Below are 26,732 nucleotides of genomic sequence, written 5' to 3'. Positions count from 1 at the left end.
GGTGTGGGGTGTGGGGGGATGGGAAGAATAAATAAAAATAATCTCCTGCCTCCTGTCTCCTGTCTCCTGTCTCCTGTCTCCTGTCCCCTGCCTCCTGTCTCCTGTCTCCTGTCTCCTGGGAAATTTATATCTCTTCCCAAGTACCTTGAGCGGCGGTAATTTTCTCTTTAGCACTATTGCTAAAAGCAGCGGCCTTAACCTTGAGGGGAACGGTAATTTCACCATCACCCAGAACTTTTAAAGGGCCGTCGTTACTGGTGAGAATGTTAGCTTTTAGGAGACTTTCCAGGGTAACTTCCGTATTAGCGGGTAAAGAAGCTAATTTTTTCAGATTAACGATTGTGTATTGACGGGGGTTAACTAAAGGAAAATGCTTTAATTTGGGAACCCGACGATAGAGAGGCATTTGTCCCCCCTCAAAACCGGGACGAGTCCCCGTCCCAGAGCGAGATTTTTGTCCGCGCATTCCCAGACCGCAACTAGCACCCTGGCCGGCTGAGATACCCCGTCCCACACGACGACGACGTTTAGTTGACCCCGGTTGGGGGGCGATTTCGTGGAGTTTCATGGTGATTTCTTTAGGTGTACAAATGTTCTACAGATACGCCTCGATCCTTCGCCACTTCCGAGAAAGTGCGGAGAGTTTCCAGGGCGTTAACAGCGGCTCTAGCGTTATTGAGGGGGTTATCGCTACCGAGTTGTTTAGCGAGGATATTTTTCACCCCAGCTAATTCTAAAACGGTACGGACAGCACCCCCAGCAATAACCCCAGTCCCCGGAGCAGCCGGACGCATAATCACTTGAGCGCCCCCGGAAGCGCCCCGGGTGAGGTGAGTGATAGAACTAGCTTTAGTTAGGGAGACTTCAATTAGTTGTTTTTTGCCATCGGCCACACCTTTACGGACAGCCCCGATAACGTCCCCTGCTTTGCCGACTCCCACTCCCACCTGGCCGTTTTCATTACCGACCACGACGATGGCCCGAAAGCTGAGTTTTTTACCACCCTTAACCACTTTACTAACCCGACGGATCTGGATGACCCGCTCTTGCCAAGTGGTTTCTTTTTCTTTTTCGCGGTTGCCTTTGCGACGTTTTGCCATAGTTTTATCAGTGTTGAAAGGATATTTTAGAAGTTTAAGCCGGCTGACCGAGCCGCTTCTGCTAAGGCTTTGACGCGACCGTGATAGAGATTGCCACCGCGATCAAAAACCACTTGTTCAATGCCTCTTTCTAGGGCCCGTTGGGCCACCAGTTTACCCACGGCAGCCGAAGCTTCTTGGGTAGCGGTGGACTCTAATTCCCCGCGCAAGGTGGCCTCTAGGGTAGAAGCGGCCGCGAGGGTATGTTGGGCTACGTCGTCGATAATTTGGGCGTAGATGTGGTTATTAGAACGAAATACGGATAAACGGGGCCGTTCAGCAGTGCCATTAATTTTGCGACGCACACGCTGGTGACGACGACGGACTGATTCTTTGCGACTAAGTTTCATGGTTTATTTTTTACCTCCTTTACCGCCTTTACCGCCAGCTTTACCAACTTTGCGACGGACGACTTCACCAAGATAGCGAATCCCTTTTCCTTTATAAGGTTCGGGGGGACGAACTTCGCGGATTTTAGCTGCGGTGTTACCGACGGCTTCTTTGTCGATGCCACTGACAATAACTTGGGTATTATTTTCTACAGCTACGGAAACACCATCGGGCATCTCCATTTCCACGGGTTTACTGTAACCAACATTAAGAACTAATTTACTACCCTGCGCCTGGGCGCGGTAGCCCACCCCTTGGATATCGAGGCGTTTTTGAAAGCCGGTAGCGACTCCTTCCACCATGTTGGCTACTAGAGTTCTACAGAGTCCGTGGCGTTCTCTGGCGGTACGGGAATCGTCTTGACGGGTAACGAGGATGGTTTCGCCATCTTTATTGATGGTGACAGCGGTGGGTAGGGTTCTCTGGAGAGTTCCTTTGGGCCCTTTCACCGTCACGGTAGCACCATCGATATCGACGGTGACTTTATTGGGAATAGGAATCGGGCGTTTGCCAATACGAGACATAACAGTTATCAGTTATCAGTTATTGCAGGAGTCGGTCGTCAGGAGTCAGGAGAAGCTAGGTAGGAATTATTAGGAGGCAAAAAGCAACAGTAATTCCCTGATTCTGTGTTTCTGATTTTTTTCCTTTTTCCTTGTTTACCAGATGTAGCAAAGGACTTCGCCGCCAACGTTTTGTTTACGCGCTTCGCGATCGGTCATAATGCCTCTAGAGGTGGAAACAATGGCGATGCCAATGCCACCGAGGACGCGCGGTAAGTCTTTACTGTTGGAATAAACTCGCAGGCCCGGTTTACTGACTCTGGTGAGGGTAGTAATGATCGGTTGACGGTTTTTGCCTTTATATTTGAGGGAAAGAACTAATTGAGATTTAATCCCCTCACCCACTTCCTCAAAGTCAGCAATAAAGCCTTCGTCCTTGAGAACTTGAGCAATACTGCGCGTCATCCGCGTGGTGGGAATTTGAGTAGTGGTCTGCCGAACCGCGCAAGCGTTACGGATGCGGGTCAGCATATCCGAGATGGTATCGTTAGCAGACATGAATTACCTGTTTTTCTCCTAAATTGGGATCAACATCAGTGGTCAGTTATTGCAGGAGTCGGGAGTCAGGAGCCAGTCGTCAGGAGAAGGTAGGTAGGATTTATTCAGTAATTTCTCTGACAAAATCGCTTTCTCCCTTTTCCCTTGCCACTTTTTCCTGATTTTTTTCCTTTTCTCTTGATTGATTTATCTAAAGGGCATTCCCATCTCTTTGAGGAGGGCGCGTCCTTCTTCGTCGTTTTTAGCGGTGGTGATGATTGAGATGTCCATCCCGCGAATTTGATCGATTTTGTCGTATTCAATTTCAGGGAAGATCAACTGTTCACGAATGCCTAAACTGTAGTTACCACGACCATCAAAACTGTTACCACTGATACCGCGAAAGTCGCGAATACGTGGTAAGGCCAGATTAATTAGACGGTCTAAAAAAGCGTACATTCGATCGCCGCGCAATGTCACCATCACACCCACGGGCATTCCTTCGCGAATTTTGAAGCCAGCGATCGCTTTTTTAGCTCTAGTCACTACCGGTTGTTGTCCGGTGATGGTGGACAGTTCCTCCTTGGAAGACTCCAAAGCTTTGGCATTTTGTGAAGCTTCCCCAAGACCGCGGTTAACAGTAATTTTGATAACTTTAGGTACTTGGTGGATATTGGTATAACCAAATTGTTCTTTCAGTTTCGGAACAATGGTTTCTTGATAGGTGGTTTTTAGTTTTTGGCTCATAGTTTTTCTGCTTACTTTTCCTGGGCTTGGTCAGGAACTAGAATTGATGGGAAACTAATCAATAATTTCGCCAGTTTTCTTCAGTATCCGCACTTTCCGACCGTCTTCGGTAAAGGTATAACCCACCCGACTGGCGATTTTTTTCTTCTCGGAATAGAGCATGACTTTAGAACTGTGAATCGGTGCTTCGTAGGTAAGGATTTGACCCGATTCTCCTTCCTGTTGGGGTTTAGTATGTTTGGTGCGGATATTAACTCCCTTGACCACCACGGTACTTTCTTGGGGTAAAGCGCGTAAAATTTCGCCCACTTTGCCCTTATCGGAACCAGCGATTACTTGAACGACATCCCCTTTTTTAACGTGCATTTTTTGCCTTTGGGGTGGGGTTTGACTGTTTTTCTTACTCATTTTTTTTGACCTCAAAGTGTGAAAAGTTTTGGACTAGCCATCAGCCAATTGCCTTGGTACTTTTCACTTTGATCAGAGAACTTCTGGGGCTAAGGAAACAATTTTGGTGTAGTTTTTATCGCGCAATTCCCGAGCGACAGGACCAAAAACCCTAGTACCTTTGGGATTACCGTCATTATTAATAATCACGGCGGCGTTATCATCAAAACGGATGCTCATGCCACTATCGCGACGGACGGTTTGACGGGTCCGCACAATCACCGCAGTGACCACATCGGATTTTTTCACGGGCATATTGGGGATAGCGTCCTTAACCACGGCGATAATTTTGTCACCGATGCCACCGTAGGTACAGTTACCTGTTCCCAGCACCCGCAGACACATTAGTTTCCGCGCCCCGCTATTGTCAGCGACATTTAAGTAGGTTTGTTGTTGAATCACGGTTTTTACCTAGGTGAAATTTAATTATCGGTTAATATTTCCGCCACTTGCCAACGTTTGGTTTTACTGAGGGGGCGGGTTTCACGAATACGAACTCGATCGCCTTGTTTGGCTTGATTTTCTTCGTCGTGAGCCTTAAATTTCTGGGTTTTCACGACGATTTTGCCGTATTTAGGGTGAGGAGAGCGGTTTTCAATGGCTACCACTACGGTTTTATCCATTTTGTCGCTGACTACTACCCCAACTCTTTCTTTAACTGCCATAACGGGTTATGCCTCCGGGGTGGACTGGGCTAGTTGGCGCTCCCGTTCTACGGTCAATAATTGGCCAAGACGGTGGCGGGTGTGTTTGAATTCGTGGGTTTTTTCCAAGCGGCGGGTGGCCTGTTGCAAACGCAATTCAAACAGTTTCTTTTTGGCATCGAGGATAGCGTCGGCGATGTCGTCATCGCTCATCTTCCTCACTTCGGCGATTTTCGGCAGAGCCATTAGACAAAATCCTCCTCGCGAGTGATAAATTTGGTCTTAATCGGTAATTTTTGGGCGGCTAGACGCATGGCTTCCCGGGCTACTGGTTCAGCTACCCCGGCAATTTCAAACATAATGAACCCCGGTTTAACCACAGCCACCCAGAATTCGGGGGAACCTTTCCCGGAACCCATCCGAGTTTCTGCGGCTCGTTGGGTGACGGGTTTATCAGGAAAAACGCGGATCCAGATTTTGCCACCCCGACGAATATAACGAGTCATTGCCCGTCTGGCGGCTTCGATTTGACGGGAAGTAATCCAACAGGGTTCGGTGGCTTGCAGGGCGAAATCGCCGAAATTAATCGTATTTCCGCCGGTGGCCAGCCCGCGCATCCGTCCGCGCTGTTGTTTGCGGAATTTTGTTCTTTTGGGACTTAACATGAGCTATTTACCACTGATAAATATTAGGGATCAGCCTTCGCTAGAGCGATCTTCAAACTGTTGACGGCGACGCTGTTGACGGCGCGGTGCTTGAGCGGGAACTGCGGCGGCAATTTCTTCTTGGCCGGGGATAATTTCGCCCTTAAAGATCCAAACTTTCACGCCTAGAATCCCGTAGATGGTGCTGGCGGTTTTATAGGAGTAATCAATATCGGCCCGCAGGGTATGGAGGGGAACTCGTCCTTCCCGTACCCATTCAGTCCGAGCGATTTCTGCCCCGTTGAGACGACCGCTAACTTGAATTTTGATCCCTTTGACTTCGGCCCTTTGCGCCCGTTGGATAGCTTGCCGGACTACACGACGGAAGGAAACCCGTCTTTCTAGTTGTTGGGCGATGTATTCGGCGATCAGATTGGCATCGGCATCAACGCGAGCCACTTCGATGACGTTAATGCGAATTTGACGCTGGCCACCGAGGGTTTTTTGTAAACCTAGGCGCAGCTGTTCGATTCCCGTGCCACCACGACCGACGACGACCCCGGGGCGAGCGGTATGGATGGAAATATCTACTTGATCGGCCTTGCGTTCGATGCGAATATCGGCGATACCGGCATTAGCGAGGTTTTTTTCGACGTAATCACGAATGCGGCGATCTTCTTGCACTAATTCGGGGTAACGTTTCGCGTCGGCATACCAGCAAGATTTGTGATCTTTGATAACGCCGAGACGAAAACCGAGGGGATGGATTTTTTGTCCCATTGTGGTTTTTTTAGTTAAGGTGATTAGTCTTTGTTGCTAGGAGCGACGGCGACGGTGATATGACAGGTGGGTTTGCGAATTTGGTAGGCGCGGCCTTGGGCCCGGGGTCGAAAACGTTTTAGGGTCGGTCCGCCATCGGCAAAGGCTTGGCTAACCACCAAAGTGGCGGGATCGAGTCCTTCGTTATTTTCGGCGTTGGCAACGGCGGAACGCAAGACTTTCAGAATCGGATCACAGGCCCGGTAGGGCATAAATTCGAGAATAATTAGGGCTTCCCGATAGGAGCGACCGCGAATCTGATCGAGTACCCGTCTGACTTTCAGGGGTGACATCCGAATATAGCGGGCGATCGCTTTGACTTCGTTAGAGGTATCGATGGTCATTTCAGTTATCAGTTATCAGTTATCAGTTATCAGTCATCAGTCATCAGCTTTTATTTTTTGAAAATTAGCTAACTTGGTGATTTATGGTCACGAATCTTCGGCCTTGCTCAGAGGCCACTATCTAGCTGACGACTGAGGGAGTAGCGACTGATTTATTTCCGTCCTGCTTTTTTGTCGCTCTTGGCGTGGCCTCGGAAGGTGCGGGTGGGAGCGAATTCACCGAGTTTATGACCGACCATCTGCTCGGAAACATAGACGGGAACGTGCTGTTTGCCGTTGTGAACGGCGATCGTGTGACCGACCATATCGGGAATGATGGTCGAGGCCCGGGACCAAGTTTTAATCACTTGTTTACTGCCCTGGGCGTTGAGTTTTTCGATTTTTTCCATCAGGTGGCCGGCGACAAATGGCCCCTTTTTCAGTGAACGACCCATAATTTTCAGTCAAAAATAAAGTAATAGTTTCTAACCCTGGTTACGACGGCGCACGATCAGATCGCTACTGCGTTTTTTCTTGTTGCGAGTTTTGCGACCGAGGGCGGGTTTACCCCAGGGAGTCATCGGGCCAGAACGTCCGATCGGAGCGCGACCCTCTCCACCTCCATGCGGGTGATCCACTGGGTTCATGACGCTACCCCGAACATGGGGGCGTTGACCGCGGTGACGGGTACGACCGGCTTTACCGAGACTGATGTTTCTCGCTTCGGCGTTACCGACTTTTCCGATGGTGGCGTAGCATTCACGCCGGATCATGCGTACTTCTTTGGAGGGGAGGCGGATGGTAACGTAATCGCCTTCTTTCGCCACCACTTGGGCGAAACCACCAGCAGCCCGTACCATTTGACCACCGCGACCGGGGACGAGTTCGATGTTATGAACTTCTGTCCCTAGGGGGATGCGACTTAAGGGTAGGGCATTACCGACCTCGAAGGGAGCGTTTTCTCCGGCGATGACGGTATCACCAACGCCTAAACCGGCGGGGGCGATGATGTAGCGTTTTTCCCCGTCTTTGTAGAAAAGTAGGGCAATGCGGGCGTTACGGTTAGGATCGTACTCGATCGCCGCTACTGTGGCGGGAATATCTCGTTTATCGCGACGAAAATCGATAATCCGGTAGAGGCGCTTATGGCCGCCGCCTCGGTGACGACTGGTAACGACACCGCGATTATTACGCCCTTGTTTGCTGTGTTTGCGATGAGTTAGGGACTTTTCCGGTTCGGTTTTGGTGATCTCCTTAAAGTCGGAGATGGCCGCCTGCCTTGTCCCGGGGGTTAAAGGTCTAAAAGAACGAATACCCATAGTTTAGTTTTCCGTTATCGGGTTTCTTGGTGGTTATACGTCGGGATAGAGGGCGATCGAGTCGCCTTCCGCTAGGGTCACGATCGCGCGTTTGTATTGGGGTTTGTAACCGAGAAAACGGCCGACGCGTTTTTTCTGACGAGAGGGGCGGCTGGTGTTCACTTTCGTTACTTTTACGTCAAACAGTAATTCGATCGCCGCTTGAATTTCCGGCTTGGTCGCTTTCAAAGCGACATCGAAGACGTATTTATTTTGTTCTAGGAGTAGGGTGGCTTTCTCGGTGACGATCGGCTTTAGGATCAGATCGGCGAGTTGTCTGGCTTCAGTTCTAAGCACCATAGACCTCCTCAATTTTAGCTAGGGCTGCGGCGGTGGCGATAACTCGATCGGCTAGGATGACATCATAGACGTTGAGACTATCGGCGCGAATAATTTTGAGATTGCAGATATTACGTCCCGATAAATAGACATTTTCGGGAATTTCCGTCAGAATCAGCAGAATTTTTTCCTCTGGACTGGCTCCCCAGCGACTTAAGGCAGCGGTGAGTTCTTTGGTTTTGGGTTGGGAGAATTGTTCGGCGAAGCTTTCAACCACGATAAAGTTATCGGCCTGGCTGATCAAAGCAGTTCTCAGGGCTAATCTTTTCTCTTTGCGATTGACCTTAACCTCAAAATCTCTCGGTTTTGGTCCGAAGATGACACCGCCACCACGCCAGAGGGGAGAACGGATCGAACCGGCCCGGGCGCGACCGGTGCCTTTTTGCCGCCAGGGTTTGCGACCACCGCCGCGCACTTCCGAGCGGGTTTTGGTGGAGGCGTTGCCTTGACGGGCCGCGGCTAGATGGCTGACGACGACGCGGTGAATTAGGTGTTTGGCGGTTTCGGGTTTAGCGGTTTTCAGTTCCAGGGTGCCTGTTCCCGCTTCTTCCCCTTGCCAATTTTTGACTGTGTAGTTAACCATGGCTTTAATCTTTCCTTGCCCTATTTACCAAATTTCTTGGCGGGGGTGATGTTTAACAGGGTTCCTGGTTTACCCGGGACGGCTCCTTTGATCAGGATTAGGTTGCGTTCGCTATCGATTTTGACCACGGACAGTTTGCGGATGGTCACTTGGGTGGCTCCGTATTGTCCGGCCATTCTCTTACCCGGGAAAACGCGGCCAGGGGTAGTACCAGCACCAGTGGAACCGGGGAGACGGTGGTTTTTGGAACCGTGGGTCATGTTACCGCGTTTGAAGTTATGGCGTTTTTGATAGCCAGAGAAACCTCGTCCGATGGTGGTTCCAGCCACATCGACTAAATCGCCTTCTTGGAAGATAGCGGTGGTAATTTCTTGGCCTAAAGTGTAAGCGGATGCGTCCTCAAGGCGGTATTCGATTAAATGCCGCAGGGGGGAGACACCGGCTTTGGCTAAATGACCGAGTAGCGGTTTGTTAAGGGCTTTTTCTTTGACGGTTTTGTATCCCACTTGAATGGATTCATAACCGTCGGTTTTTTTCGTTTTGACTTGGGTGACGGGACAGGGACCGGCTTGAACGACGGTGACGGGAATGGCGACTCCCGTTTTGTTGTCGAAGATTTGGGTCATGCCCAGTTTTGTACCGAGGATACCGATAGACACGGATTGTTCTCTTTATCTTTACTAGACGACAATCAAAAATAACGTGGCCGTGGCTATAGGAGCGAGAAAAATCTTTCCCGCTTTATCAGCCTGCCCAACTTGAATGACTTTTTTCGAGTTATTTAAGCTGGCATCCCGTTAAATTCGTAAGTAGGACTAGACAGGGTTGCTGGTTCTGCCTAGATTGTTGCTGGTCTTTGTTTCTTGGGGACTTAAAGGGTTGACCTTCAGTATCCCGGCGAAGACCGAGCGACCAAGGCGGCTCTGCTCGGCAGTGCCTTTAGCACCACCTAACACCGATTTTGGCCACAATCAAACATTATATAATATTTGTGACTTTTTAGGCAAGGGGTTTTTTCAGTCACCGGCAATGATCCTATATAGTCTGGAGGTTGAAGTCTAGGCTGGGTGCAGGGTCTAGGCTGTGGGGTTCTGGGAAAATCTCCTCGCTGTCACCCTTCAAATTGATTAACTTAATTCTCTCGTCTTCATTTCGGGGAAAGTCTCAAGGTTTTTCCCTACCCCCCACACCCTGTCTCACTTTCAATCTGCTTGTCACCCCTTCAAGTTTCTGGTACTTTTTTAGCCCAAAAATTCGCAAAACTCTTTTCTAGCAAGGCTTAAACTGATATTCAGCAGATTGCAATTATAGTATTTATCTTAATGGTGAGGTACAAAGTTTTTCTTTGGGGGAATCGGTCGTCGGTGGTCGATATCAAATTAGGTTACACTGCTTGATGGGAATTGCTTTCAATGGGGGGGATGACAGCATTGTACTATCATCCCTTGTTTGGAGGTTAAATCGCTTGCAGGTCTTTTTCTCCGGTACGGATGCGGACGATCTGTTCCACGGGGGAGATAAAGATTTTACCGTCTCCGATTTCACCGGTACGGGCTGCCGAAATCAGCTTATCGACGACCATATCGACTTGCTTATCTTCGACGACGATCTCGATCTTGAGTTTTTGGAGAAATTCGACGGTGTACTCGGAACCGCGATAACGTTCCGATTGACCTTTCTGACGACCGAAACCTCTAACTTCGGAGACAGTCATGCCGACAATGCCCGCGTTAACTAGGGCGATTTTCACCTCTTCCAGTTTAAAGGGTCGGATAATCGCTTCTACTTTCTTCAAAATATCTATCTCCTCGTTGCGTGACGATACCTTCTTGGTGAATTAACTGTTAATTCTAAACGCAGAATCCCGACAATAGCGCTTAAAGTCATGATTTCTTCAATTATTGGCCTTGGCCACAGTCTTCTGTGGTGAAAAATTTCTGGGTGGGAATTGGCCCACCCGAAGCCATGAATAAACCAACTAGAGAGATAATCCTAACTGAAGACCAAAAACACCGTGAACTAGCAGTAAAATTAGGGCAATACTGCCGATATAGGCGTGAATAGTCCGGAAAAGTTCTTTTTTACCGCCAGCGAAGCCAGTGAGGGATAATAATCCATTGAAAGCTAATAAGCCAATCGCGATCGATCCTGTCCAGAAATGGCTGCTTTCAAGGATTGGATGTTTCTGCATGACTAGGGATAAAACACCGCCGGTGTAACCGAGAGCGATAAATAAAAACAGCCAAGGAGCGAGTTTGCGGTGATCAGCCCGATTTTTGGCTACTACTTCTCCATCTTGACTTAAACGACTTTGCCAACCAGCATAGGCAGTATAACTACCCATAACTAGAACCACGATCCCCATCATGACTGGATGTCCCCAATGAACGATCGGTTCGGGAGTTCCGAGACTGCGAAAGGCAGCGGCGATCGGCTCTAGCGCATCACTTAAACTTTGATTCATGTTTGTTACCTAACTTTACAAAACCCTTTTGCCTAAGATTTTAGCCGATCTCCGGCCTGGAAAAACTGCGGTTAGCCGAAAAAATGTCAAGCCTTCGCTAAATTTCTTAACATTTCCGCTAGAGATGAGCGGAGAAATATAGAATAAAGGCAGGGGAAACCAGGGATCCCCACGGGGATTAACCCCTAGGAGGGCATTATGACTTATCTGCTCAAAGATCGGCGATCAGCTGGGAGACTATTAGCTAGTTACTTGACAGAATATACCAATAGTGCTGGGGTGCTAGTTTTGGCTTTGCCCCGGGGTGGGGTTCCGATCGCCTTTGAAATTGCCCAAAGGTTACATTTACCGCTAGATCTGTGTTTGGTGCGAAAATTAGGTGTACCAGAGCGCAAAGAGTTAGCTTTTGGGGCAATCGGTCAAAATGGGGTGCGGGTAATCAATGAAAGTATCGTTGACGACTTGCACCTATCGGAGGCGATGATGGAACGGGTAGCAAAGGAAGAAATGATCGAATTAGAGCGCCGCGATCGCTTGTATCGAGGTGAACGCCCATTTCCGGTCTTGACGGGAAAAACGATTATTCTAGTAGATGATGGGATCGCTACGGGAGCAACGATTAAAGCGGCGATTCTGACCCTTAAAGCTGGGAATCCCGCTGCTATTATTATTGCTGTTCCTGTTGCCCCGCCAGAAGTCTGTGATCAATTAGAAAAATTAGTCGATCGAGTAATTTGCCTAAAGAAACCCTACGAATTGAGATCGATTTCTCTTTGGTACGAGGACTTTCCCCAAACCAGCGATGAGGAGGTGCAAACACTTTTAGCCAGGGTCGATAGTTCTTTGATTTCAGTTTAGGGAATTATGAATTATGAATTAGGAAGTGGGGAGACCACTTCGTGCGCGTTGCGGGGGGAGAATAAATAACAGCAATCTCCTGAACTCCGAAGTCAAAATTGAGACTTCGGAGTTCTAACTTCTGACTTCTACGGCATCGGTATCAACGGTATTGGTTGGGGAAGAAACTTCGGTTTGATTCTTCACTTCTCCCGGACGGCGATTGCGATAATCAAGAACTAATCGGGATAATTCCGTGGTTAAAAGGGTGAGGACAATCCCATCATCGATCCAACCAATAATCGGGAAAACGTCAGGAGAAATATCGAGGGGGCTAAAAAGATAAACCATAGTTCCCAGAATGATAATCCAACGATATTTAGGGTGACTGATTTTGCTGCTGTACCAGTTGTAAAAAGATTCAACAATCGGTTTCATTAATTTGTCCTCGTTCACTGGGATAATTTAATTGTGTCAGGTTCTACTTGGGGGTGATAGTGGGGTTTTGCCCCCCATTATGTAGGGTTATCCCCGCTAATTATCCACTAAAAATGCCCCGAAGAAAATTCACCTTTAGGAATGAGCCTGAAGTATTATTACTGGATGCTTAAGAGGGGAGATAGTGGCATCTTTTCCCCTATAATAGGCGATGACAAACTAATCAATTATCTGCCAGTTTAAGGATGGAAACCCTCTTTCATCTAGTTACTTTTGCCTTTGTCTTCGCTTTTGGTGCCTCGGTGGGCAGTTTTTTAAACGTGGTCATCTATAGATTACCTCAGGGGATATCTCTAGTTTATCCTCCTTCCCACTGTCCGAAATGTCACCATAGGTTGGGGAAAAGCGAGAATATACCCGTTTTAGGCTGGTTATGGCTAGGGGGTCGCTGTCGCTGGTGTAGAACCCCGATTTCTGTCCGTTATCCAGCGATCGAAACTTTTACCGGTTTGTTATTTTGTCTGGTTTTAGGAGATTTTAGCTTTTCTTGGCAGACCCTCGGCTATTGGATTCTCCTCAGTTGGTTATTAGCTTTAGCTTTGATTGATTTTGACACGATGACGCTTCCTAACTCCCTCACCCAATCGGGATTAGTTTTAGGGATAGTTTTTCAAACTCTCTTGGGTTGGCAAAATAATCAAACTGTTATCTATCTCTTTTCAGCGATCGCTAGTGCGGTTTTAGGAGTCTGGTTATTCGATCTGATCCGGTGGGGGGGGAGTTTTGCCCTCAGACAACAGGCCATGGGGGGAGGGGACGCGAAATTAGCGGCCATGATCGGTGCTTGGTTAGGATGGCAAGCATTATTAGTCACCGCTTTTCTGGCCTGCGCTATCGGGGCGGTAATCGGTATGACGGGCATTTTTATGGGTAAAATGGGGAAAAGACAAGCTATACCCTTCGGCCCACTTCTTGCCCTCGGCGCCCTAATGAGTGTCTTTTGGAGTGATAAGATCATCTCAGCCTATCAAACCATTTTTTTCCCTTTGTTGTAAAAAAGTTATCCTGTAATTAAATCTTGATACAATAGTCTTCCGTGTCTTGGATCACCATTAGAACAACCCCCAGTCGTTGGGAAGCTGATTGGCTGCAGGAAATGCTCAAAGCTCACGACATCCCCAGTCGCGTTATCGCTATTGGCCTTGGTATTTATTGCGGCCAGGGTCATCAGGCCGCCCTACAAGTACGTCCCCAGGATCGCTGGACAGCACTTTTGTTATTAAGTCCTCTAGAAGAAAGTCTATAAATTGTCTTTATTTTAAACTATGTCTCTATTTGATTGGTTTGCAAATCGCCAAAAAACAGAACCCAAGGTTCAACAACAACAGGAACGAGAAATAGCCGATGGGTTGTGGACAAAATGCCCCAATTGCGGCGTTTTGGCCTATACCAAGGATTTATTAGCTAATCAACTGGTGTGTCTCGATTGCGGTCATCATAATCGGGTGGAAAGTGAAGAAAGAATTCGCCAGTTAGTGGATGCTAATACTTGGAATTGCCTTGATGAACAAATTCGACCGACGGATCCCCTCAAATTTCGTGATCGGAAAAGTTATAGCGATCGCCTGCGGGAAACCCAAGAAAAAACCGGTCTGACGGATGCTGTCCAGACGGGAATGGGGACGATCGATGGTTTACCCTTCGCTTTAGGGGTGATGGACTTCCGTTTTATGGGGGGTAGCATGGGATCGGTGGTGGGGGAAAAACTCTGTCGTTTGACGGAACGCGCTACCGATGAAAGTTTACCCCTGGTGATCATCTGCGCTTCCGGCGGGGCGAGAATGCAGGAGGGAATGTTAAGTTTAATGCAGATGGCCAAGATTTCTGGCGCTCTTAACCGGCACCGGGAAGCAAAGTTACTTTATATTCCCGTCTTGACTAATCCCACCACGGGGGGAGTCACGGCCAGTTTTGCCATGTTGGGAGATATTATTATCGCTGAACCGAAGGCTACCATCGGGTTTGCCGGGAAGCGGGTAATTGAACAGACTTTGCGCGAGAAATTGCCGGAAGGTTTCCAAACATCGGAATACTTGTTAAAACACGGGTTTGTCGATGCGATCGTTCCCCGTACCCATCTCAAGAAAACCCTCGCTCAATTAATTAGTTTACATCAGCCCTTTTTCCCCTTGTTATCCCCCCTGAACAGCCATCATCAATACAGTCAACCGGAGTTAATCCCCCTGAAAACAGCCCAAGGACAAACAACAGTTTAACCCCTGTAAGACGGCCTTGTAGTTGAGAGCGTCGGAGTTGCCAGTCTGAGCATTTGTACTGGCTTTACCCCGATGGGCAGTTTAAATGTAGTACAGCCCACAGCCCACACCCTGCCCCCAGGAAAAACTTTTTGTCGCAAACCCTACTTAACCGGGTTGACAGTGATCGCAAAGTCCAAAAAATTCGAGAGTATGGTAATAAACCTTGAATTGGTGGGATTTTTCGAGTTTTTCTTCCAATTCATGAACGGGACACTCATTAAAGACGATAGACCGACCGCAATGAATACAGGTAAGATGGTGTTGATCCTGCTGAACGGAACTGTAGAGGGATTCTCCTGTGGCTAGGGTTCTCACCTGCACTGCACCCTGTAGCTTTAGGGATTCTAGGGCGCGGTAAACAGTGGCTAACCCCATATTTTGGTCACGCTGACGGAGTTCCACAAACAATTCTTGAGCGGATACTGCCCGATTTAAGGTTTTGAGTAAGTGGATAATGCGCTCTTGCGATCGGGTGCGTTGGGATTTCATATCAAAAAGGTCAGCGATCAAAATTAATTCTATGTCAAAAAATTATCAGTGCTTTATTTATGTTACCCTGCGTCCTTCGGTTCTCGATCCGGCGGGTACGGCGGTAGAGTCGGGACTAAAGCAATTAGGTTATGATACTGTGGCCGGGGTGCGAATTGGTAAGTATATTGAGCTTACTGTGACAGCAGCGGACGAAACCAGCGCCCGCGCACAATTGGATCAAATGTGCGATCAACTATTGGCTAATCCTGTGATTGAAAATTATCGCTTTGATTTGCATTGTCAGTAGATAGGGGATAGAGATTAGGGGATAGGGAAATGGGGAAATGGGAAATTCACCCAATACCCCAACACCCATCTGATGAGAGCTTTCTGCACAATGAATTAACCAAGTTAAAAATTATGAAGTTTGGGATTATTGTTTTCCCCGGATCGAATTGCGATCGAGATGTGGCGACGGTGACGGAGGGGATTTTTCAGCAACCCACCCGCTATATTTGGCATCAAGAGACGGATTTAGGGGATGTGGATGTGATTGTGGTGCCGGGGGGATTTAGTTACGGCGATTATTTGCGCTGTGGTGCGATCGCTCGATTTTCGCCAGCGATGAAAACTGTCCGAGAAGAAGCCGAAAAAGGTAAATTAGTTTTAGGCATCTGTAACGGTTTTCAGGTATTAACGGAAATCGGGCTGCTACCCGGTGCCTTAATTCGTAATCGCGATCTACATTTTATCTGCGATCGAGTGCCGGTAAAAGTGGAAAATAGTCAATCTGTTTGGACGCGGGGTTATCAACCGCAACAGGTGCTTAATTTGCCCATTGCCCACGGGGAAGGGCGTTATTATGCCGCAGAAGATACGTTAAAATCTCTAGAGGATAACGGACAAATTCTCTTTCGTTACTGTACTCCCACGGGAGAGGTGAATGAGTCAGGAAATCCCAACGGTTCGTTAAATAATATTGCAGGAATTACCAATAAAGCAGGAAATGTGCTGGGAATGATGCCTCATCCTGAACGGGCTGCCGATCCGCTGCTCAATTTGACCGATGGTAGTCTATTATTTCGGGAGTTGATCAATTGTTGATGACTAGACGTCTTGTAAAAATCAAAAATTGTTGTTAGGGTTAGCAGTCAGTAGCCAGTAGTCAGGAGAATTAAAAATGAATCAATAATCAATTAAATGGCCTATTTACAGATTTTATGCAATTTAATCTTTATTTTTGGCGTTTTTAAACCATCAAATAGTTGGGGTTTTGGGGTTTTAGCTGAAATTTACCTGATAACTGATAACTGATAATCCTGTGGCTGTTTTAAAAGATAATCGGGCTACCGTCCAAAAAGTTCTCTGGATCACCCTGCTGCTGAATATGTTGGTTATGGCGATCAAAGCGGGGGTGGGTTTGAGAATTAGTTCTTTGAGTCTGCAAGCGGATGCTCTCCATAGTGTCACCGATAGTGCTAATAATGTCTTGGGATTGGTAGCGATGCGGTTTTCCTCTCCCTATCCCGATCGAGATCATCCCTACGGACATCTGAAATACGAAGCGATCGGAGCTTTAGCGATCGCCGCATTTTTGGGGATTGCCTGTTTTGAAATCTTGCAAGGGGCGATCATGCGTATTATCAAAGGAGGAAAACCTGTTGAGATTGCCGGTCCGGAATTATGGCTATTAATTATCGTTTTAGGGGTGAATATTTTTGTCACCTATTATGAGAGATCCGTGGGGCAGCGTGTCGGTAGTGTGATTTTGATTGCCGATGCTCGTCATACCATGAGTGATGTGTGGGTGACAATTACGGTTTTATTGGGTTTAGTTGGGGTTTGGGTGGGCAATACGGCTAATATTCCCCAATTACAATGGTTAGATGTGATTTTGTCTTTTCCCGTTGCTTTTTTGGTGTTTAGCAGTGGTTGGAAAGTTCTCAAGGAAAATTTACCTTTGTTAGTGGATGAAATGGCGATCGCTCCTGAAGTGATTCATCAAATTGTCCTGGAGGTGCCGGGGGTGCTTAATTGTCATGCGATCGCGTCTCGGGGAGTGGTGGGAAGACAGGTATTTATAGAAATGCACCTAATTGTCTGCGCTGAAGATGTGGAAACTGCTCACGCAATCACGGAAGCGGTGGAAGCAAGATTAAGCCAACAATTTAGCCCTGTGAGAATTTTAATTCACGTTGAACCGCCGGATTATCATTCCGATCAGATCACTTTTGATGAAGAAGTGTGAAGCAAAAAGGCCTAAAATAAGTAGCGAACTTTTGCTAGAGGTGGCCATGGCGACAGAAAATCAAGCTAGAAGCATAGTAATTACTGGTGGAGCAGGATTTATCGGCTCGAATTTTGTTCATCATTGGTGCGAGAATTATCCTGATGATCGTGTCATTGTTCTCGATGCTCTTACCTATGCGGGTAATTTGAATAATTTAGCGACACTGAAAGATAGAAAGAATTTTCGTTTTCTGCAAGGGGATATCTGCGATCGAGCTTTAGTTGATGAATTATTTGCCAGTGAAAATATCGATACAGTTGCCCATTTTGCCGCCGAATCCCATGTGGATCGATCGATTCTTGGTCCTGGAGCTTTTGTGCAAACTAATGTGGTGGGAACTTTTACTCTATTAGAAAGTTTTCGGCAACATTGGTTAAGTAATCACCAACCCGATAACTATCGTTTTCTGCACGTTTCCACCGATGAGGTTTATGGCAGTTTAGGAGTAGATGATCCAGCTTTTACCGAAACTACTCCCTATGCTCCTAATAGTCCCTATTCTGCCTCAAAAGCGGGGAGTGATCATCTAGCGAGAGCTTATTTCCATACCTACGGAATGCCGACAATTATTACTAATTGCTCTAATAATTATGGTTCCTATCATTTTCCTGAAAAATTAATTCCTTTGATGTGTATTAATATTCTTTTGGGTAAACCTTTACCCGTTTATGGTGATGGTCAAAATGTTCGAGATTGGTTATATGTGCGGGATCATTGTCAAGCTTTAGATACAGTTATTCACAAGGGAAAAACGGGAGAAACCTATAATATTGGCGGAAATAATGAGGTAAAAAATATCGATTTAGTCAGGATGTTATGTGAATTAATGGATGAATTAGCTCCCGATTTACCCGTGAAACCTGCTCAGAATTTAATTACTTTTGTCAAGGATCGCCTCGGACATGATCGCCGGTATGCTATTGATGCTAGTAAAATTCGCACCGAATTAGGTTGGCAACCTCAAGAAACGGTAGAGGGGGGATTAAGAAAAACCATTCAATGGTATCTCGATCATCGGGATTGGTGGCAACCTTTGTTATCCAAAGAATATCAAGAGTATTATGGGAAAGTTTACGGTTAGAGAGGGGTAAAAAATCTAATCTTAATTTTATAGGTGTGTTAGCCAAAACTAACACACTTATTACTTTAGCTAGATTAATATTTTAATTCTCAGTGATTAAGATCACAGGAAAATCTCAAAAAAAATCAAGAAGTTATTTTAGTGAGAAAATTTAGGGAAAAAATCCAAGCAGATTTGTTGAACTATATCGGCAAATATACTTCCCATGGAAGACTACGAACATATATGCAAGATATGTCTTCTCTATTTGGTCAAATTAATAAAATTGAATGGGTTCATTATCCGAGTGAAGGGAAGGATTGTAAATTATTAATACGGGGTGAGAAAAACTGGAGAACAGGAAAAGTTAAAATTTATGGAGAATGTACTTTTTCTAGTGTTTTAGAAAAACTGCCTAAAAAAACACTTGAACGTCCAGATTATGATGGCGAATTTCTGCGGGAATTACAAAATCAGGAATTTGAGTATTTAAACGAAACTCGTCAAATTAAAATTATCCTAGAATTTATTCCTGAAAATAGCCCACTGGAACCAGAATCACCCCTAGAGGAAATTCGGCAAATGTTGCGAGAAAATACAGAAAAAACTAACTTCAATTCCTGAAAACCTAATTAGGTAATGAGGAAAATATAGCGTTTCTGATTCACAAGAGGTACATTCCCGATCCTGAACAGCCTAATCAGCAAAGGTTTAAGTGTGCCGCACAGATGCGAGAACCGCTATAAATTAAAGCAATCTACTGTGTCCTGTCTCCTGCTGTAATTATCATGGCAAAAACTCCGAGAATACCGATTCCGATCGAAGTGAGAAAATATGTTTATCAAAGGGATAATTATCAATGTCAGAGTTGCGGTAAACCCGAAAAATTAGCCCAACTTTCCATAGATCATATAATTCCCTTAGCTTTAGGTGGCAGTAACGACATTAGTAACCTGCAAACCCTTTGTTTATGCTGTAATCGCCGCAAAAAAGACCATTTAGACCCTCGTTTTCGGCGTTATTTTCAATAATAGCCAATGGCTGCCGACCGTTTTCTTGATCGCCACTTGTGGAAATACCGTCGGGATGAGTTAGAATCGGAAAGAAGAATTTCTGAGTAACCATGATCAAATTACGTCTAAAACGCTTTGGTAAAAAACGCGAAGCCAGTTATCGTATCGTTGCGGCCGTTAGCACCAGTCGTCGCGATGGTCGTCCCCTAGAGGAATTAGGATTCTACAATCCCCGCACCGATGAAGTACGTCTGGATGAAGAAGGGATTATCCGACGCTTACAACAAGGAGCGCAACCGACGGACACCGTGCGCAGCATTCTCACCAAACAGAAAATTTTCGAGAAAATCAATGCCTAGTACCCCCAATTATCTCGAACTGGTGAAATTTATGATCGAGCCGTTTTTGGAAGATCCGGCCAGTCTGAGATTGGATATCGAGCGCTGTAAGGAAAATGAACGTCTTTGGGTGCGTGTAGCCTTCGATGATGCCGATAAAGGCAAAGTTTACGGCCGGGGAGGACGCAATTTACAGGCGATTAGAACTACCCTAGAAATGGCGGCCGCAAATGCGGGTCGTTCTCTTTATTTAGAAGTCTATGCGGCCGAAAATGAAGGCGAACAGCGCCGCACCCGTCGTTCTAATGGTAACTTTGAAGGTACGGAAAGAAGACCGAGCAATCGCCGACCACCCGCACCCCGGCAGCTCAACAACTAACGAGCGATTTTAGGAAAACAGGGAAGGGGTTTCAACCTCGACCCTCTCCAGTTGCTCTAATTGCTGCCAAACTTTGGCGAGTAGAGTGGTTAATCCGGCTCCTGTTACGGCGGAAATAGTCAAAATCTCGGCATTAGTTATTTTAGCAAACTGCTTTTGATAGTTATCTATCGTTTCCTCGTCCACAGCATCAATTTTGTTGAAAACCAGTATTTGCGATCGCTTTTCTAAGCCTCGACCGTAGGCGGCTAATTCTCCTTGGATAATTTGATAATCGGCGATCGGGTCTTCTGCTGTCAAGGAGACAAGATGAATTAACAGGCGTGTGCGTTCGATATGGCGCAAAAATTCGTGTCCTAGGCCGATTCCTCGGTGCGCTCCCTCGATTAATCCAGGAATATCGGCGAATACTGTCCCGTCTCCCGTGGGTTTGCGTACCACTCCCAAGTTAGGGATGAGAGTCGTAAAGGGATAATCGGCGATTTTGGGACGAGCAGAGGAAACGGCGGAGATTAGGGTGGATTTTCCTGCATTGGGCAGCCCAATCAGTCCTACTTCCGCTAATAACTTCAATTCTAGGCGTAAATGGCGTTTTTCTCCGTCTAAACCGGGTAAAGCGTGTTCGGGTGCGCGGTTATTATTGCTTAAAAAGTGGCGGTTGCCTAATCCTCCTTTTCCCCCGGCAGCGACGATTAAAGTCTGTTCGGGAGTGACCAAATCGCCGATAATTTCCTCGCTATCGAGATCGTAAACCACTGTACCACAGGGAACTTTAATAATGCGATCGCTACCGTTGGCTCCGGTGCAGTTGTTCGGACCGCCCCGTTTACCGTCATCGGCCTTAAAATAGCGACTATACTGGAAATCTAGCAGGGTTTGCAGGTTCTGAGTCGCCACAAAAATCACCGAACCACCTTTTCCCCCATTACCGCCGGCCGGACCGCCGGCGGGGACGTATTTTTCCCGACGGAAAGCGACGATTCCATCACCTCCCTTACCCCCTTCCACTTCTATTTCGGCGCGATCAATAAACTGCATAAGATTAAGTAGTTAAAGTGAAAAGTCAAAACAAAAAAACCAATTAGCTGTTAGTGTGCCGCGACCGGTTGATCATACTCCTTAAAATAGAGCGAGAGTAAGTCTTTAGTACATTTGTTTGCAAATAAAAAACTTCTTTCTGGGCGGGGAATCCCTACAATAGGAAACAGGATAATTAGTAGCAGATGAAAACCGATGGGGCAGTTTTTTAAACAAACTTTCGCTAGTTGCTTGGGAACTTTATTGGGATTATTGGCATTTTCGGTCTTAGGTGTAGGAGGATTAGCATTTTTACTGCTTTCCTTGCTTATTTCTAGCGATAGCTCCTCAGTTAAGGAAAAATCGGTCTTAGTCTTTAACTTGGCCACCAATATCAGCGATGCTCCCCCTAGTTCCAGTTTAGCCGATAGTTTGACCAGTGAGAGTTCGACCACTTTAAATTTGCGACAGGTGATAGCGGCGATCGAAAAGGCCACCCTTGATGATAATATTGTCGGTCTGTTACTCTACGGTCGCGACAATATCGGTGAATATGGCTATGCTACCCTGACGGAAGTGCGGCAAGCTTTGGCAAAATTTCGCGAATCGGGTAAAAAAATTATCGCCTACGATATGGAATGGACGGAAAAGGAATATTATCTCGCTTCCGTTGCTGAAAAGGTGATTATTAATCCCGTGGGGAGAATGGAAATTAATGGTTTAAGTAGTCAACAAACCTTTTTTGCCGATGCACTAGAAAAGTATGGTGTGGGGGTACAAGTGGTAAAAGTGGGTTCTTTTAAAGGTGCAGTGGAACCCTATACGCGTCAGGATTTAAGTGTCCAGAATCGTCAGCAGCTGCAAACCCTACTCGATACAATTTGGTCTAATTATAGTTCCACGGTGGCCAAAAGTCGCAATTTAACCCTCCAACAGGTGCAAACTATTTCTGATACTCAAGGTATTCTGGAAGCAACCACGGCAAAAGAGGCGGGTTTTGTTGATGAAGTGGCCTATTTAGATCGAGTCATTGTTTTGGCTAAAGAGTTGACAGGAGAAGCAAAAAATAAAACTAATGATGAGGGAAATTCTAGCTCCTTTTCGCAAATTTCTTTAGCTAATTATGCTAGTTCTCTCGATGAGGAGGAAGATAGTAGCAATCAAATAGCGATAGTTTATGCAGAAGGGACAATAGTAGAAGGTCAGGGAAATAGAGGCGAAATCGGTGGGGATAAATTGGCGAAGGAACTGCGAAAATTACAAGGGAAGGAGGAGGTGAAAGCGGTAGTTTTGCGGATTAATAGTCCGGGGGGAAGTGCCACCGCTTCTGAGGTAATTCTGCGGGAAATTAAGCGTTTAGATGCGAAAAAACCAGTAATTATTTCTATGGGTGATGTGGCAGCTTCTGGGGGTTATTGGATCGCCATGGGAGGTCAAAGAATTTTTGCCGATAATGATACGATTACTGGTTCCATCGGTGTGTTTGGATTATTGTTAAATATCCAGAAGATTGCTAATAATAATGGCATCGATTGGGATACGGTGAAAACTGGAGAATTAGCCGATATATCTACTATTACCAGACCGAAGAATCCCCAAGAATTAGAAATTTATCAAGCGGCAGTTAATCAGTTCTATGATTTATTTATCGAGACGGTGGCCAAGGGGCGAAAATTATCCCCAGACAAGGTTAGAACTGTGGCCCAAGGTCGTGTCTGGACGGGAAAAGATGCGGTTAAAATTGGTTTAGTTGATCAAATTGGTGGTCTAGAAGTGGCAGTACAATATGCGGCCAAAACAGCTAAATTAGGGGATGATTGGAGTCTTAAAGAATATCCTCGATCGCAAAGTTGGCAAGAAGAACTTCTCTCTAATTTCTTGCAAACCTATCTTCCTCCTCTCACTAAAAATAATCATCCTTTGACGCAGGAATGGCAAAATTTTCAGCAGGAATTATTAAAGTTACCTACATTTAACGATCCCCATAGTGTTTATGCTAAGTTACTTTTTAATCTCGATTTTCGCTGATACTTAGGTAAAAATAATGCTCCCTAATTCTGAAATTATTTGACAAAAATTTCTATGAATCGCCCCAATAGCGTTATTTTTAGTTTAGCCTATATTCTGGGATTATTATCTACAGGTCTGCTAGATTTTAGTCCCCAGTTAAACCGATGGCAAGAAGTGGTAATTAGAATTATTATTATTAGTCTAATTACCTTGTTAACCACAACTTTTATCCGTCGTTTTTGGTGGCAAAGTCCCCCGAAAAAAATTTTGCTGATAGCGGGATTAATAGCTATATTTGCCGTTGTTTATCTAGAAATTCGCACTCCTTACCCCAGCGCAAACGATATCAGTCATCTTTTAAAAAATAATGTAGTTAACTCTATTAAAATCACGGGCAATATTGTATCAGAAATTCGTCTCAATCGCCGAGAAAATTTACAATTTTGGTTAGAAGTAAAAGAAGTTAGCCTCAAGAATTTACCAAAGGAAAAATCCACAGGTAAACTCTACGTTACTCTACCCAATCTAGCAAAAAATCAGGTTTATCCCGGACAAGAAATAACAGTTAAAGGATTACTTTATCGTCCCCGTCGTGCCAATAATCCCAATGCTTTTGACTTTGCTAATTATCTAGCGCGTCAGGGTGCTTTTGCTGGTTTAAAAGGGGAAATAATTATCGATAAAAAGTCACCAAATTGGGGAGTTTGGCAGATTCGTCAGCGCATTGTTGAGGCACAAATTCAAGGACTAGGCCAAGAAAAAGGCACTTTATTAAGTTCGATTACTCTCGGACGACAAGCGGTTAATTTACCAGCAAAAATCACTGATTTATTTATTAAAACTGGATTGGCTCACATTTTAGCAGCTTCTGGCTTTCATGTGTCTATTTTGTTGGGATTTGTTTTAACTGTTACTCGCAATTTATCCCCAAAAAAACAGTTTATTATTGCCGTTACTATCTTAATAATTTACGGCACTTTAACAGGGTTACAACCTTCAGTTATGCGGGCGATTTTGATGGGAATTGGCGCATTAATCGGTCTGCTTTATAATCGACAAGTTAATAGTTTAGGCTCCCTGTTACTAGCGGCTACAATTCTATTATTATGGCAACCTCTCTGGATTTGGAATTTAGGATTTCAGTTAAGTTTTTTAGCGACTTTGGGATTAATTATTACCGTTCCCTTACTGAAAAATAAAATTGACTATTTCCCTAATTTAATCGCTGAACCTATAGCTATTAGTCTAGCTGCCACTCTCTGGACTATGCCTTTATTAATGTTTACGTTTAACTCGATCGCTCTTTATAATATCCCCATTAATATTATCACAACTCCCCTAGTTACTCTAATTAGTTTAGGAGGAGTTTTTACTGCTTTTTTAGGCTTAATTTATCCCCCTTTAGGCAGTATCGGTGCTAGTATTCTCTATTATCCTCTAAAGTTATTACTGCAAATTACCAACTTTTTTAGTCTGCTTCCTTTTAGTACCTACTCCACAGGTAAATTATCCTTAGGAGTGATGTTAATTATTTATATTTGCCTTACCTTAATCTGCTTTAATCTCTGGTTTCGTCAACGGTGGCATTTAGTCTGTTTATTTATCTTCACTTTAATTTTAATACCGATTATTTATCAACATTTGACTTTAACTCAGGTGACAGTTTTAGCCACCAAATCGCAACCAGTAATAATTATTCAAAATCGAGGAAATACTCTCTTAATTAATGGGGAGGAACCGGCAACAGCACGTTATACAGTTTTGCCTTTTTTGCGACAGGAGGGAATTAATCAAATACAAGGAGCAATAACCGTCAATAATTCGGCGCAATTCTCAACTATTAGTGAGAGCATACCGATTCAAAAAACTATTACTTTATCCCAATTAGAAAAATTTAATCTCGGCGAAATTACTGGACAATTGATCGAGAAAAATTTATTTCAATTTCAAGTAAAAAATCAAGCTTGGCTATGGATTATCAACCCGAAAAATCCCGTTAATTTATCCCAAAAACTCAGCCCCCTAGTGTTATTATGGCAGGGAAGCAATCTAGATAAACAATGGTTAGAGTCAATTCGACCGCAAACAGCGATCGCCGTCACTAATAATCTCTCCCGCAATGCCAGAAATCAACTGAGAAAAGCCCGGATTAAGACTTACTGGACTGGGAGAGATGGTGCAATTCAATGGACAGCAAAAAATGGATTTCAACCCTTTCTAATTAATGAGTGATGTGTATGACCAAAACTGAACAGGGAGCATGATGTACCACATAATTACTGACACTACCTAAGATTAACTCAGATAAACCCGATCGACCGTGACGACCAACAATAATTAAATCTATCCCCTCTTGCTGGGCAACTTGACAAATTTTCTGTCCCGGATCACCGATATAATAATCAGCCTTGGCTGTGATATTATCTTCCTTAGCTCGATCGACTAAACCGTTTAACCAAGCTTGTAATTCCGCTTGCATTTCTTCGGTGATTTGTTGTTCTAAGGCGATCATATCGGGGGGATAACCGCCACCATAACCGATCAGATTACCATAAATAAAAGTTTCCGTGTAGGGAGTCAAAGGTTGAGACAGACTATAAACAATTCGCAACTCACTAGCGTAGGTTTTCGCTAAGAGAATAGCCGCATTCAACACCTCTGGAGTGGGATCTTGATAATCCACAGCCACGAGAATTTTATTATAGAGTTTGTTGGTATCTCGATCGACTGAGATTGTTTCCGTATTATCCATAGAATTAGCCTCCTCGATAGCAGATAACGTCAGGGTTGAAGTTAATCTTTTTTCCCACTGGCTGCCAGCAATACCCCGGGGAAATAGTCAAAAATTGCTGAAAGCTGATGATCGATCGCTGACGATCCCCTACCTCTAGTGTGACATTTTTCGGATAATGTAGCTAAATTAGCAAAAAAATTAACAATTTACCCTACTGTCACCCCCTGTTCTGTGCTAACCCATCAGCATTTGTTGATACATATCATAGTCAAAATAGGATCGAGATTACATCTATATCGGCGCTAATGGGGGATTATAGATTGAAAGCGGATGTTTAAAGCTGTCCGGGCGTGTAAACCTCTTACAAATAGATTGTATTTATAGATGTTAGTTCTTTTACACGCCTTTTTTTCCCTTTTTATATACCTATGGTAAAAATCAAGAATTGTCCCTCAGCTAGATCGAGGCGATAATAACTATAAAAATGGCTCTCTTAGGTTTGGTGGGTAAAATGTATTCTAAGATACAGTCCTGCTGGCGAGCGAGTGGAAGGAACCATAGAGACACAGAGGACACAAAGATTGATCGCTTCTATAGTAAGTTAAACTGGTCGCAACGCGCTCGCTACGCGAGATCACACAAAGAATAAGAGAGTCGAAAAATGGCTAATTAGTCGGATAAGTGAGATTTTTCTCTTTTTCTCTTGCCTTGAGAGATTTGCCAAGGGCAGCTGAAGTATATAATCCAATTAGAGCGAGTTCTAAAGTAACAACTTAAGTAGGTAGGCGTTAAAATTTATTAGATGCCCCCCTTATTAAGGGGGGACTAAGGGGGGATCGGCACCCCCCTTATTAAGGCGGATCCCCCCGCCTATCGGCACCCCCCTTATT

General features: G+C 45.3%; 37 protein-coding genes and 1 pseudogene. 14 read left to right on the top strand and 24 right to left on the bottom strand.

From position 1 onward, the window contains the following. Positions 1-124: 124 nt before the first annotated feature. The 20 genes from rplO to IQ234_RS10850 all read right to left on the bottom strand — a co-directional run bounded on the left by rplO (position 125) and on the right by IQ234_RS10850 (position 10,937). Complete coding sequence (rplO, locus tag IQ234_RS10945) at positions 125-568, bottom strand: 50S ribosomal protein L15 (RefSeq protein WP_002757585.1); 444 nt, start codon at positions 566-568, stop codon at positions 125-127. Between the two features lie 10 nt (positions 569-578). Next, positions 579-1,100 (bottom strand): 30S ribosomal protein S5, encoded by a 522-nt coding sequence (rpsE, locus tag IQ234_RS10940; protein ID WP_002746611.1) that lies wholly within the window; start codon positions 1,098-1,100, stop codon positions 579-581. A 26-nt stretch (positions 1,101-1,126) separates the two neighbouring features. Beyond that, the gene (rplR, locus tag IQ234_RS10935) at positions 1,127-1,489 is read right to left on the bottom strand and encodes a 50S ribosomal protein L18 (protein ID WP_002746610.1); all 363 of its coding nucleotides are present in this window, start codon (positions 1,487-1,489) and stop codon (positions 1,127-1,129) included. Positions 1,490-1,492: 3 nt separating this feature from the next. Continuing rightward, entirely contained in the window at positions 1,493-2,053 is a 561-nt protein-coding gene (gene rplF, locus IQ234_RS10930; RefSeq protein ID WP_002746609.1) for a 50S ribosomal protein L6, read from the bottom strand. A 135-nt stretch (positions 2,054-2,188) separates the two neighbouring features. After that, positions 2,189-2,590, bottom strand: a complete 402-nt coding sequence (gene rpsH / locus IQ234_RS10925; RefSeq protein ID WP_193957100.1) for a 30S ribosomal protein S8 — start codon at positions 2,588-2,590, stop codon at positions 2,189-2,191. Positions 2,591-2,776: 186 nt separating this feature from the next. After that, positions 2,777-3,316, bottom strand: a complete 540-nt coding sequence (gene rplE / locus IQ234_RS10920; RefSeq protein WP_002734750.1) for a 50S ribosomal protein L5 — start codon at positions 3,314-3,316, stop codon at positions 2,777-2,779. A 54-nt stretch (positions 3,317-3,370) separates the two neighbouring features. Further along, entirely contained in the window at positions 3,371-3,724 is a 354-nt protein-coding gene (gene rplX / locus IQ234_RS10915) for a 50S ribosomal protein L24 (RefSeq protein ID WP_002757582.1), read from the bottom strand. Positions 3,725-3,796: 72 nt separating this feature from the next. After that, a complete protein-coding gene (rplN, locus tag IQ234_RS10910; RefSeq protein WP_002732358.1) occupies positions 3,797-4,165 on the bottom strand; it encodes a 50S ribosomal protein L14 in 369 nt (122 codons plus the stop codon). 20 nt (positions 4,166-4,185) lie between these two features. After that, entirely contained in the window at positions 4,186-4,428 is a 243-nt protein-coding gene (gene rpsQ / locus IQ234_RS10905; protein ID WP_002801923.1) for a 30S ribosomal protein S17, read from the bottom strand. A gap of 6 nt (positions 4,429-4,434) precedes the next feature. Continuing rightward, positions 4,435-4,653 carry a 50S ribosomal protein L29 gene (gene rpmC, locus IQ234_RS10900; RefSeq protein ID WP_002746608.1) on the bottom strand — a complete coding sequence of 73 codons (219 nt, stop codon included), beginning with the start codon at positions 4,651-4,653 and terminating at the stop codon, positions 4,435-4,437. Beyond that, complete coding sequence (gene rplP / locus IQ234_RS10895; protein ID WP_002734310.1) at positions 4,653-5,072, bottom strand: 50S ribosomal protein L16; 420 nt, start codon at positions 5,070-5,072, stop codon at positions 4,653-4,655. The genes rpmC and rplP overlap by 1 nt, the downstream gene beginning before the upstream one ends. Before the next feature lie 30 nt (positions 5,073-5,102). Then, positions 5,103-5,831 (bottom strand): 30S ribosomal protein S3, encoded by a 729-nt coding sequence (gene rpsC, locus IQ234_RS10890; RefSeq protein ID WP_193957099.1) that lies wholly within the window; start codon positions 5,829-5,831, stop codon positions 5,103-5,105. 23 nt (positions 5,832-5,854) lie between these two features. Beyond that, a complete protein-coding gene (rplV, locus tag IQ234_RS10885; RefSeq protein WP_002746605.1) occupies positions 5,855-6,214 on the bottom strand; it encodes a 50S ribosomal protein L22 in 360 nt (119 codons plus the stop codon). A 152-nt stretch (positions 6,215-6,366) separates the two neighbouring features. Further along, the gene (rpsS, locus tag IQ234_RS10880; RefSeq protein WP_002753908.1) at positions 6,367-6,648 is read right to left on the bottom strand and encodes a 30S ribosomal protein S19; all 282 of its coding nucleotides are present in this window, start codon (positions 6,646-6,648) and stop codon (positions 6,367-6,369) included. A 30-nt stretch (positions 6,649-6,678) separates the two neighbouring features. Further along, positions 6,679-7,512 (bottom strand): 50S ribosomal protein L2, encoded by an 834-nt coding sequence (rplB, locus tag IQ234_RS10875; protein WP_002746601.1) that lies wholly within the window; start codon positions 7,510-7,512, stop codon positions 6,679-6,681. A gap of 33 nt (positions 7,513-7,545) precedes the next feature. After that, positions 7,546-7,851: a 50S ribosomal protein L23 gene (locus IQ234_RS10870; protein ID WP_042790412.1), complete on the bottom strand. Its 306-nt coding sequence runs from the start codon at positions 7,849-7,851 to the stop codon at positions 7,546-7,548. After that, on the bottom strand, positions 7,841-8,473 hold the full coding sequence (rplD, locus tag IQ234_RS10865) for a 50S ribosomal protein L4 (RefSeq protein WP_002771031.1): 633 nt from the start codon (positions 8,471-8,473) through the stop codon (positions 7,841-7,843). Before rplD ends, IQ234_RS10870 begins: the two co-directional genes overlap by 11 nt. A 20-nt stretch (positions 8,474-8,493) precedes the next feature. Continuing rightward, on the bottom strand, positions 8,494-9,132 hold the full coding sequence (rplC, locus tag IQ234_RS10860; protein WP_193957098.1) for a 50S ribosomal protein L3: 639 nt from the start codon (positions 9,130-9,132) through the stop codon (positions 8,494-8,496). A 797-nt stretch (positions 9,133-9,929) separates the two neighbouring features. Then, complete coding sequence (locus IQ234_RS10855) at positions 9,930-10,268, bottom strand: P-II family nitrogen regulator (RefSeq protein ID WP_002746593.1); 339 nt, start codon at positions 10,266-10,268, stop codon at positions 9,930-9,932. Between the two features lie 183 nt (positions 10,269-10,451). Continuing rightward, positions 10,452-10,937 carry a DUF4079 domain-containing protein gene (locus IQ234_RS10850; RefSeq protein ID WP_002787862.1) on the bottom strand — a complete coding sequence of 162 codons (486 nt, stop codon included), beginning with the start codon at positions 10,935-10,937 and terminating at the stop codon, positions 10,452-10,454. 198 nt (positions 10,938-11,135) lie between these two features. On the opposite strand from IQ234_RS10850, the gene IQ234_RS10845 reads away from it, so the two are divergent. Further along, positions 11,136-11,795 carry a phosphoribosyltransferase gene (locus IQ234_RS10845; RefSeq protein WP_193957097.1) on the top strand — a complete coding sequence of 220 codons (660 nt, stop codon included), beginning with the start codon at positions 11,136-11,138 and terminating at the stop codon, positions 11,793-11,795. A gap of 114 nt (positions 11,796-11,909) precedes the next feature. Here the strand turns inward: IQ234_RS10845 and IQ234_RS10840 are convergent, their stop codons facing one another. Then, entirely contained in the window at positions 11,910-12,212 is a 303-nt protein-coding gene (locus tag IQ234_RS10840) for a YkvA family protein (protein ID WP_110577748.1), read from the bottom strand. Between the two features lie 245 nt (positions 12,213-12,457). Between IQ234_RS10840 and IQ234_RS10835 the strand changes: the two genes are divergently transcribed. Genes IQ234_RS10835 through accD form a run of 3 tightly spaced genes read left to right on the top strand, consistent with a single transcriptional unit; the run spans position 12,458 to position 14,488 of the window. Beyond that, positions 12,458-13,267 carry a prepilin peptidase gene (locus tag IQ234_RS10835; RefSeq protein ID WP_110577747.1) on the top strand — a complete coding sequence of 270 codons (810 nt, stop codon included), beginning with the start codon at positions 12,458-12,460 and terminating at the stop codon, positions 13,265-13,267. A 41-nt stretch (positions 13,268-13,308) separates the two neighbouring features. Beyond that, positions 13,309-13,518, top strand: a complete 210-nt coding sequence (locus tag IQ234_RS10830; protein ID WP_193957096.1) for a hypothetical protein — start codon at positions 13,309-13,311, stop codon at positions 13,516-13,518. A 19-nt stretch (positions 13,519-13,537) separates the two neighbouring features. Further along, positions 13,538-14,488, top strand: coding sequence for an acetyl-CoA carboxylase, carboxyltransferase subunit beta (accD, locus tag IQ234_RS10825; RefSeq protein WP_193957095.1), 951 nt, complete (start codon positions 13,538-13,540; stop codon positions 14,486-14,488). Between the two features lie 147 nt (positions 14,489-14,635). Here accD and IQ234_RS10820 read toward each other — a convergent pair whose 3' ends face one another. Continuing rightward, positions 14,636-15,019, bottom strand: coding sequence for a Fur family transcriptional regulator (locus IQ234_RS10820; protein ID WP_104397529.1), 384 nt, complete (start codon positions 15,017-15,019; stop codon positions 14,636-14,638). Between the two features lie 31 nt (positions 15,020-15,050). Between IQ234_RS10820 and purS the strand changes: the two genes are divergently transcribed. The 8 genes and pseudogenes from purS to IQ234_RS10780 all read left to right on the top strand — a co-directional run bounded on the left by purS (position 15,051) and on the right by IQ234_RS10780 (position 20,081). Continuing rightward, positions 15,051-15,308 (top strand): phosphoribosylformylglycinamidine synthase subunit PurS, encoded by a 258-nt coding sequence (purS, locus tag IQ234_RS10815; protein WP_110577746.1) that lies wholly within the window; start codon positions 15,051-15,053, stop codon positions 15,306-15,308. Positions 15,309-15,421: 113 nt separating this feature from the next. Next, a complete protein-coding gene (gene purQ, locus IQ234_RS10810) occupies positions 15,422-16,105 on the top strand; it encodes a phosphoribosylformylglycinamidine synthase subunit PurQ (protein WP_193957094.1) in 684 nt (227 codons plus the stop codon). Between the two features lie 217 nt (positions 16,106-16,322). Then, entirely contained in the window at positions 16,323-17,249 is a 927-nt protein-coding gene (locus tag IQ234_RS10805; RefSeq protein WP_193957093.1) for a cation diffusion facilitator family transporter, read from the top strand. Between the two features lie 46 nt (positions 17,250-17,295). Next, positions 17,296-18,372 (top strand): dTDP-glucose 4,6-dehydratase, encoded by a 1,077-nt coding sequence (rfbB, locus tag IQ234_RS10800; RefSeq protein ID WP_193957092.1) that lies wholly within the window; start codon positions 17,296-17,298, stop codon positions 18,370-18,372. 120 nt (positions 18,373-18,492) lie between these two features. Next, a pseudogene (locus IQ234_RS10795) lies at positions 18,493-18,975 on the top strand (KGK domain protein); the annotation flags it as partial. Between the two features lie 164 nt (positions 18,976-19,139). Beyond that, a complete protein-coding gene (locus IQ234_RS10790) occupies positions 19,140-19,382 on the top strand; it encodes an HNH endonuclease (RefSeq protein ID WP_002738070.1) in 243 nt (80 codons plus the stop codon). A 92-nt stretch (positions 19,383-19,474) separates the two neighbouring features. After that, entirely contained in the window at positions 19,475-19,723 is a 249-nt protein-coding gene (rpsP, locus tag IQ234_RS10785; RefSeq protein ID WP_002736858.1) for a 30S ribosomal protein S16, read from the top strand. Next, entirely contained in the window at positions 19,716-20,081 is a 366-nt protein-coding gene (locus tag IQ234_RS10780; RefSeq protein WP_002736767.1) for a KH domain-containing protein, read from the top strand. Before rpsP ends, IQ234_RS10780 begins: the two co-directional genes overlap by 8 nt. Before the next feature lie 9 nt (positions 20,082-20,090). Here IQ234_RS10780 and obgE read toward each other — a convergent pair whose 3' ends face one another. Further along, positions 20,091-21,119, bottom strand: coding sequence for a GTPase ObgE (gene obgE, locus IQ234_RS10775; protein WP_193957090.1), 1,029 nt, complete (start codon positions 21,117-21,119; stop codon positions 20,091-20,093). A 195-nt stretch (positions 21,120-21,314) separates the two neighbouring features. Here obgE and sppA point away from each other — a divergent pair, with 195 nt between their 5' ends. Continuing rightward, positions 21,315-23,126, top strand: a complete 1,812-nt coding sequence (gene sppA / locus IQ234_RS10770) for a signal peptide peptidase SppA (protein ID WP_193957089.1) — start codon at positions 21,315-21,317, stop codon at positions 23,124-23,126. Between the two features lie 54 nt (positions 23,127-23,180). Next, positions 23,181-25,340 carry a ComEC/Rec2 family competence protein gene (locus tag IQ234_RS10765; RefSeq protein ID WP_193957088.1) on the top strand — a complete coding sequence of 720 codons (2,160 nt, stop codon included), beginning with the start codon at positions 23,181-23,183 and terminating at the stop codon, positions 25,338-25,340. On the opposite strand, the gene IQ234_RS10760 is transcribed toward IQ234_RS10765, so the two are convergent. Beyond that, the gene (locus tag IQ234_RS10760; RefSeq protein WP_002794593.1) at positions 25,330-25,860 is read right to left on the bottom strand and encodes a universal stress protein; all 531 of its coding nucleotides are present in this window, start codon (positions 25,858-25,860) and stop codon (positions 25,330-25,332) included. The genes IQ234_RS10765 and IQ234_RS10760 overlap by 11 nt on opposite strands. Between the last annotated feature and the right edge of the window lie 872 nt (positions 25,861-26,732).

The organism is Microcystis aeruginosa LEGE 91341 (genome assembly GCF_015206885.1).
GTDB classification, from domain to species: domain Bacteria; phylum Cyanobacteriota; class Cyanobacteriia; order Cyanobacteriales; family Microcystaceae; genus Microcystis; species Microcystis aeruginosa_H.
This window is presented reverse-complemented; position numbering and strand designations above follow the sequence as displayed.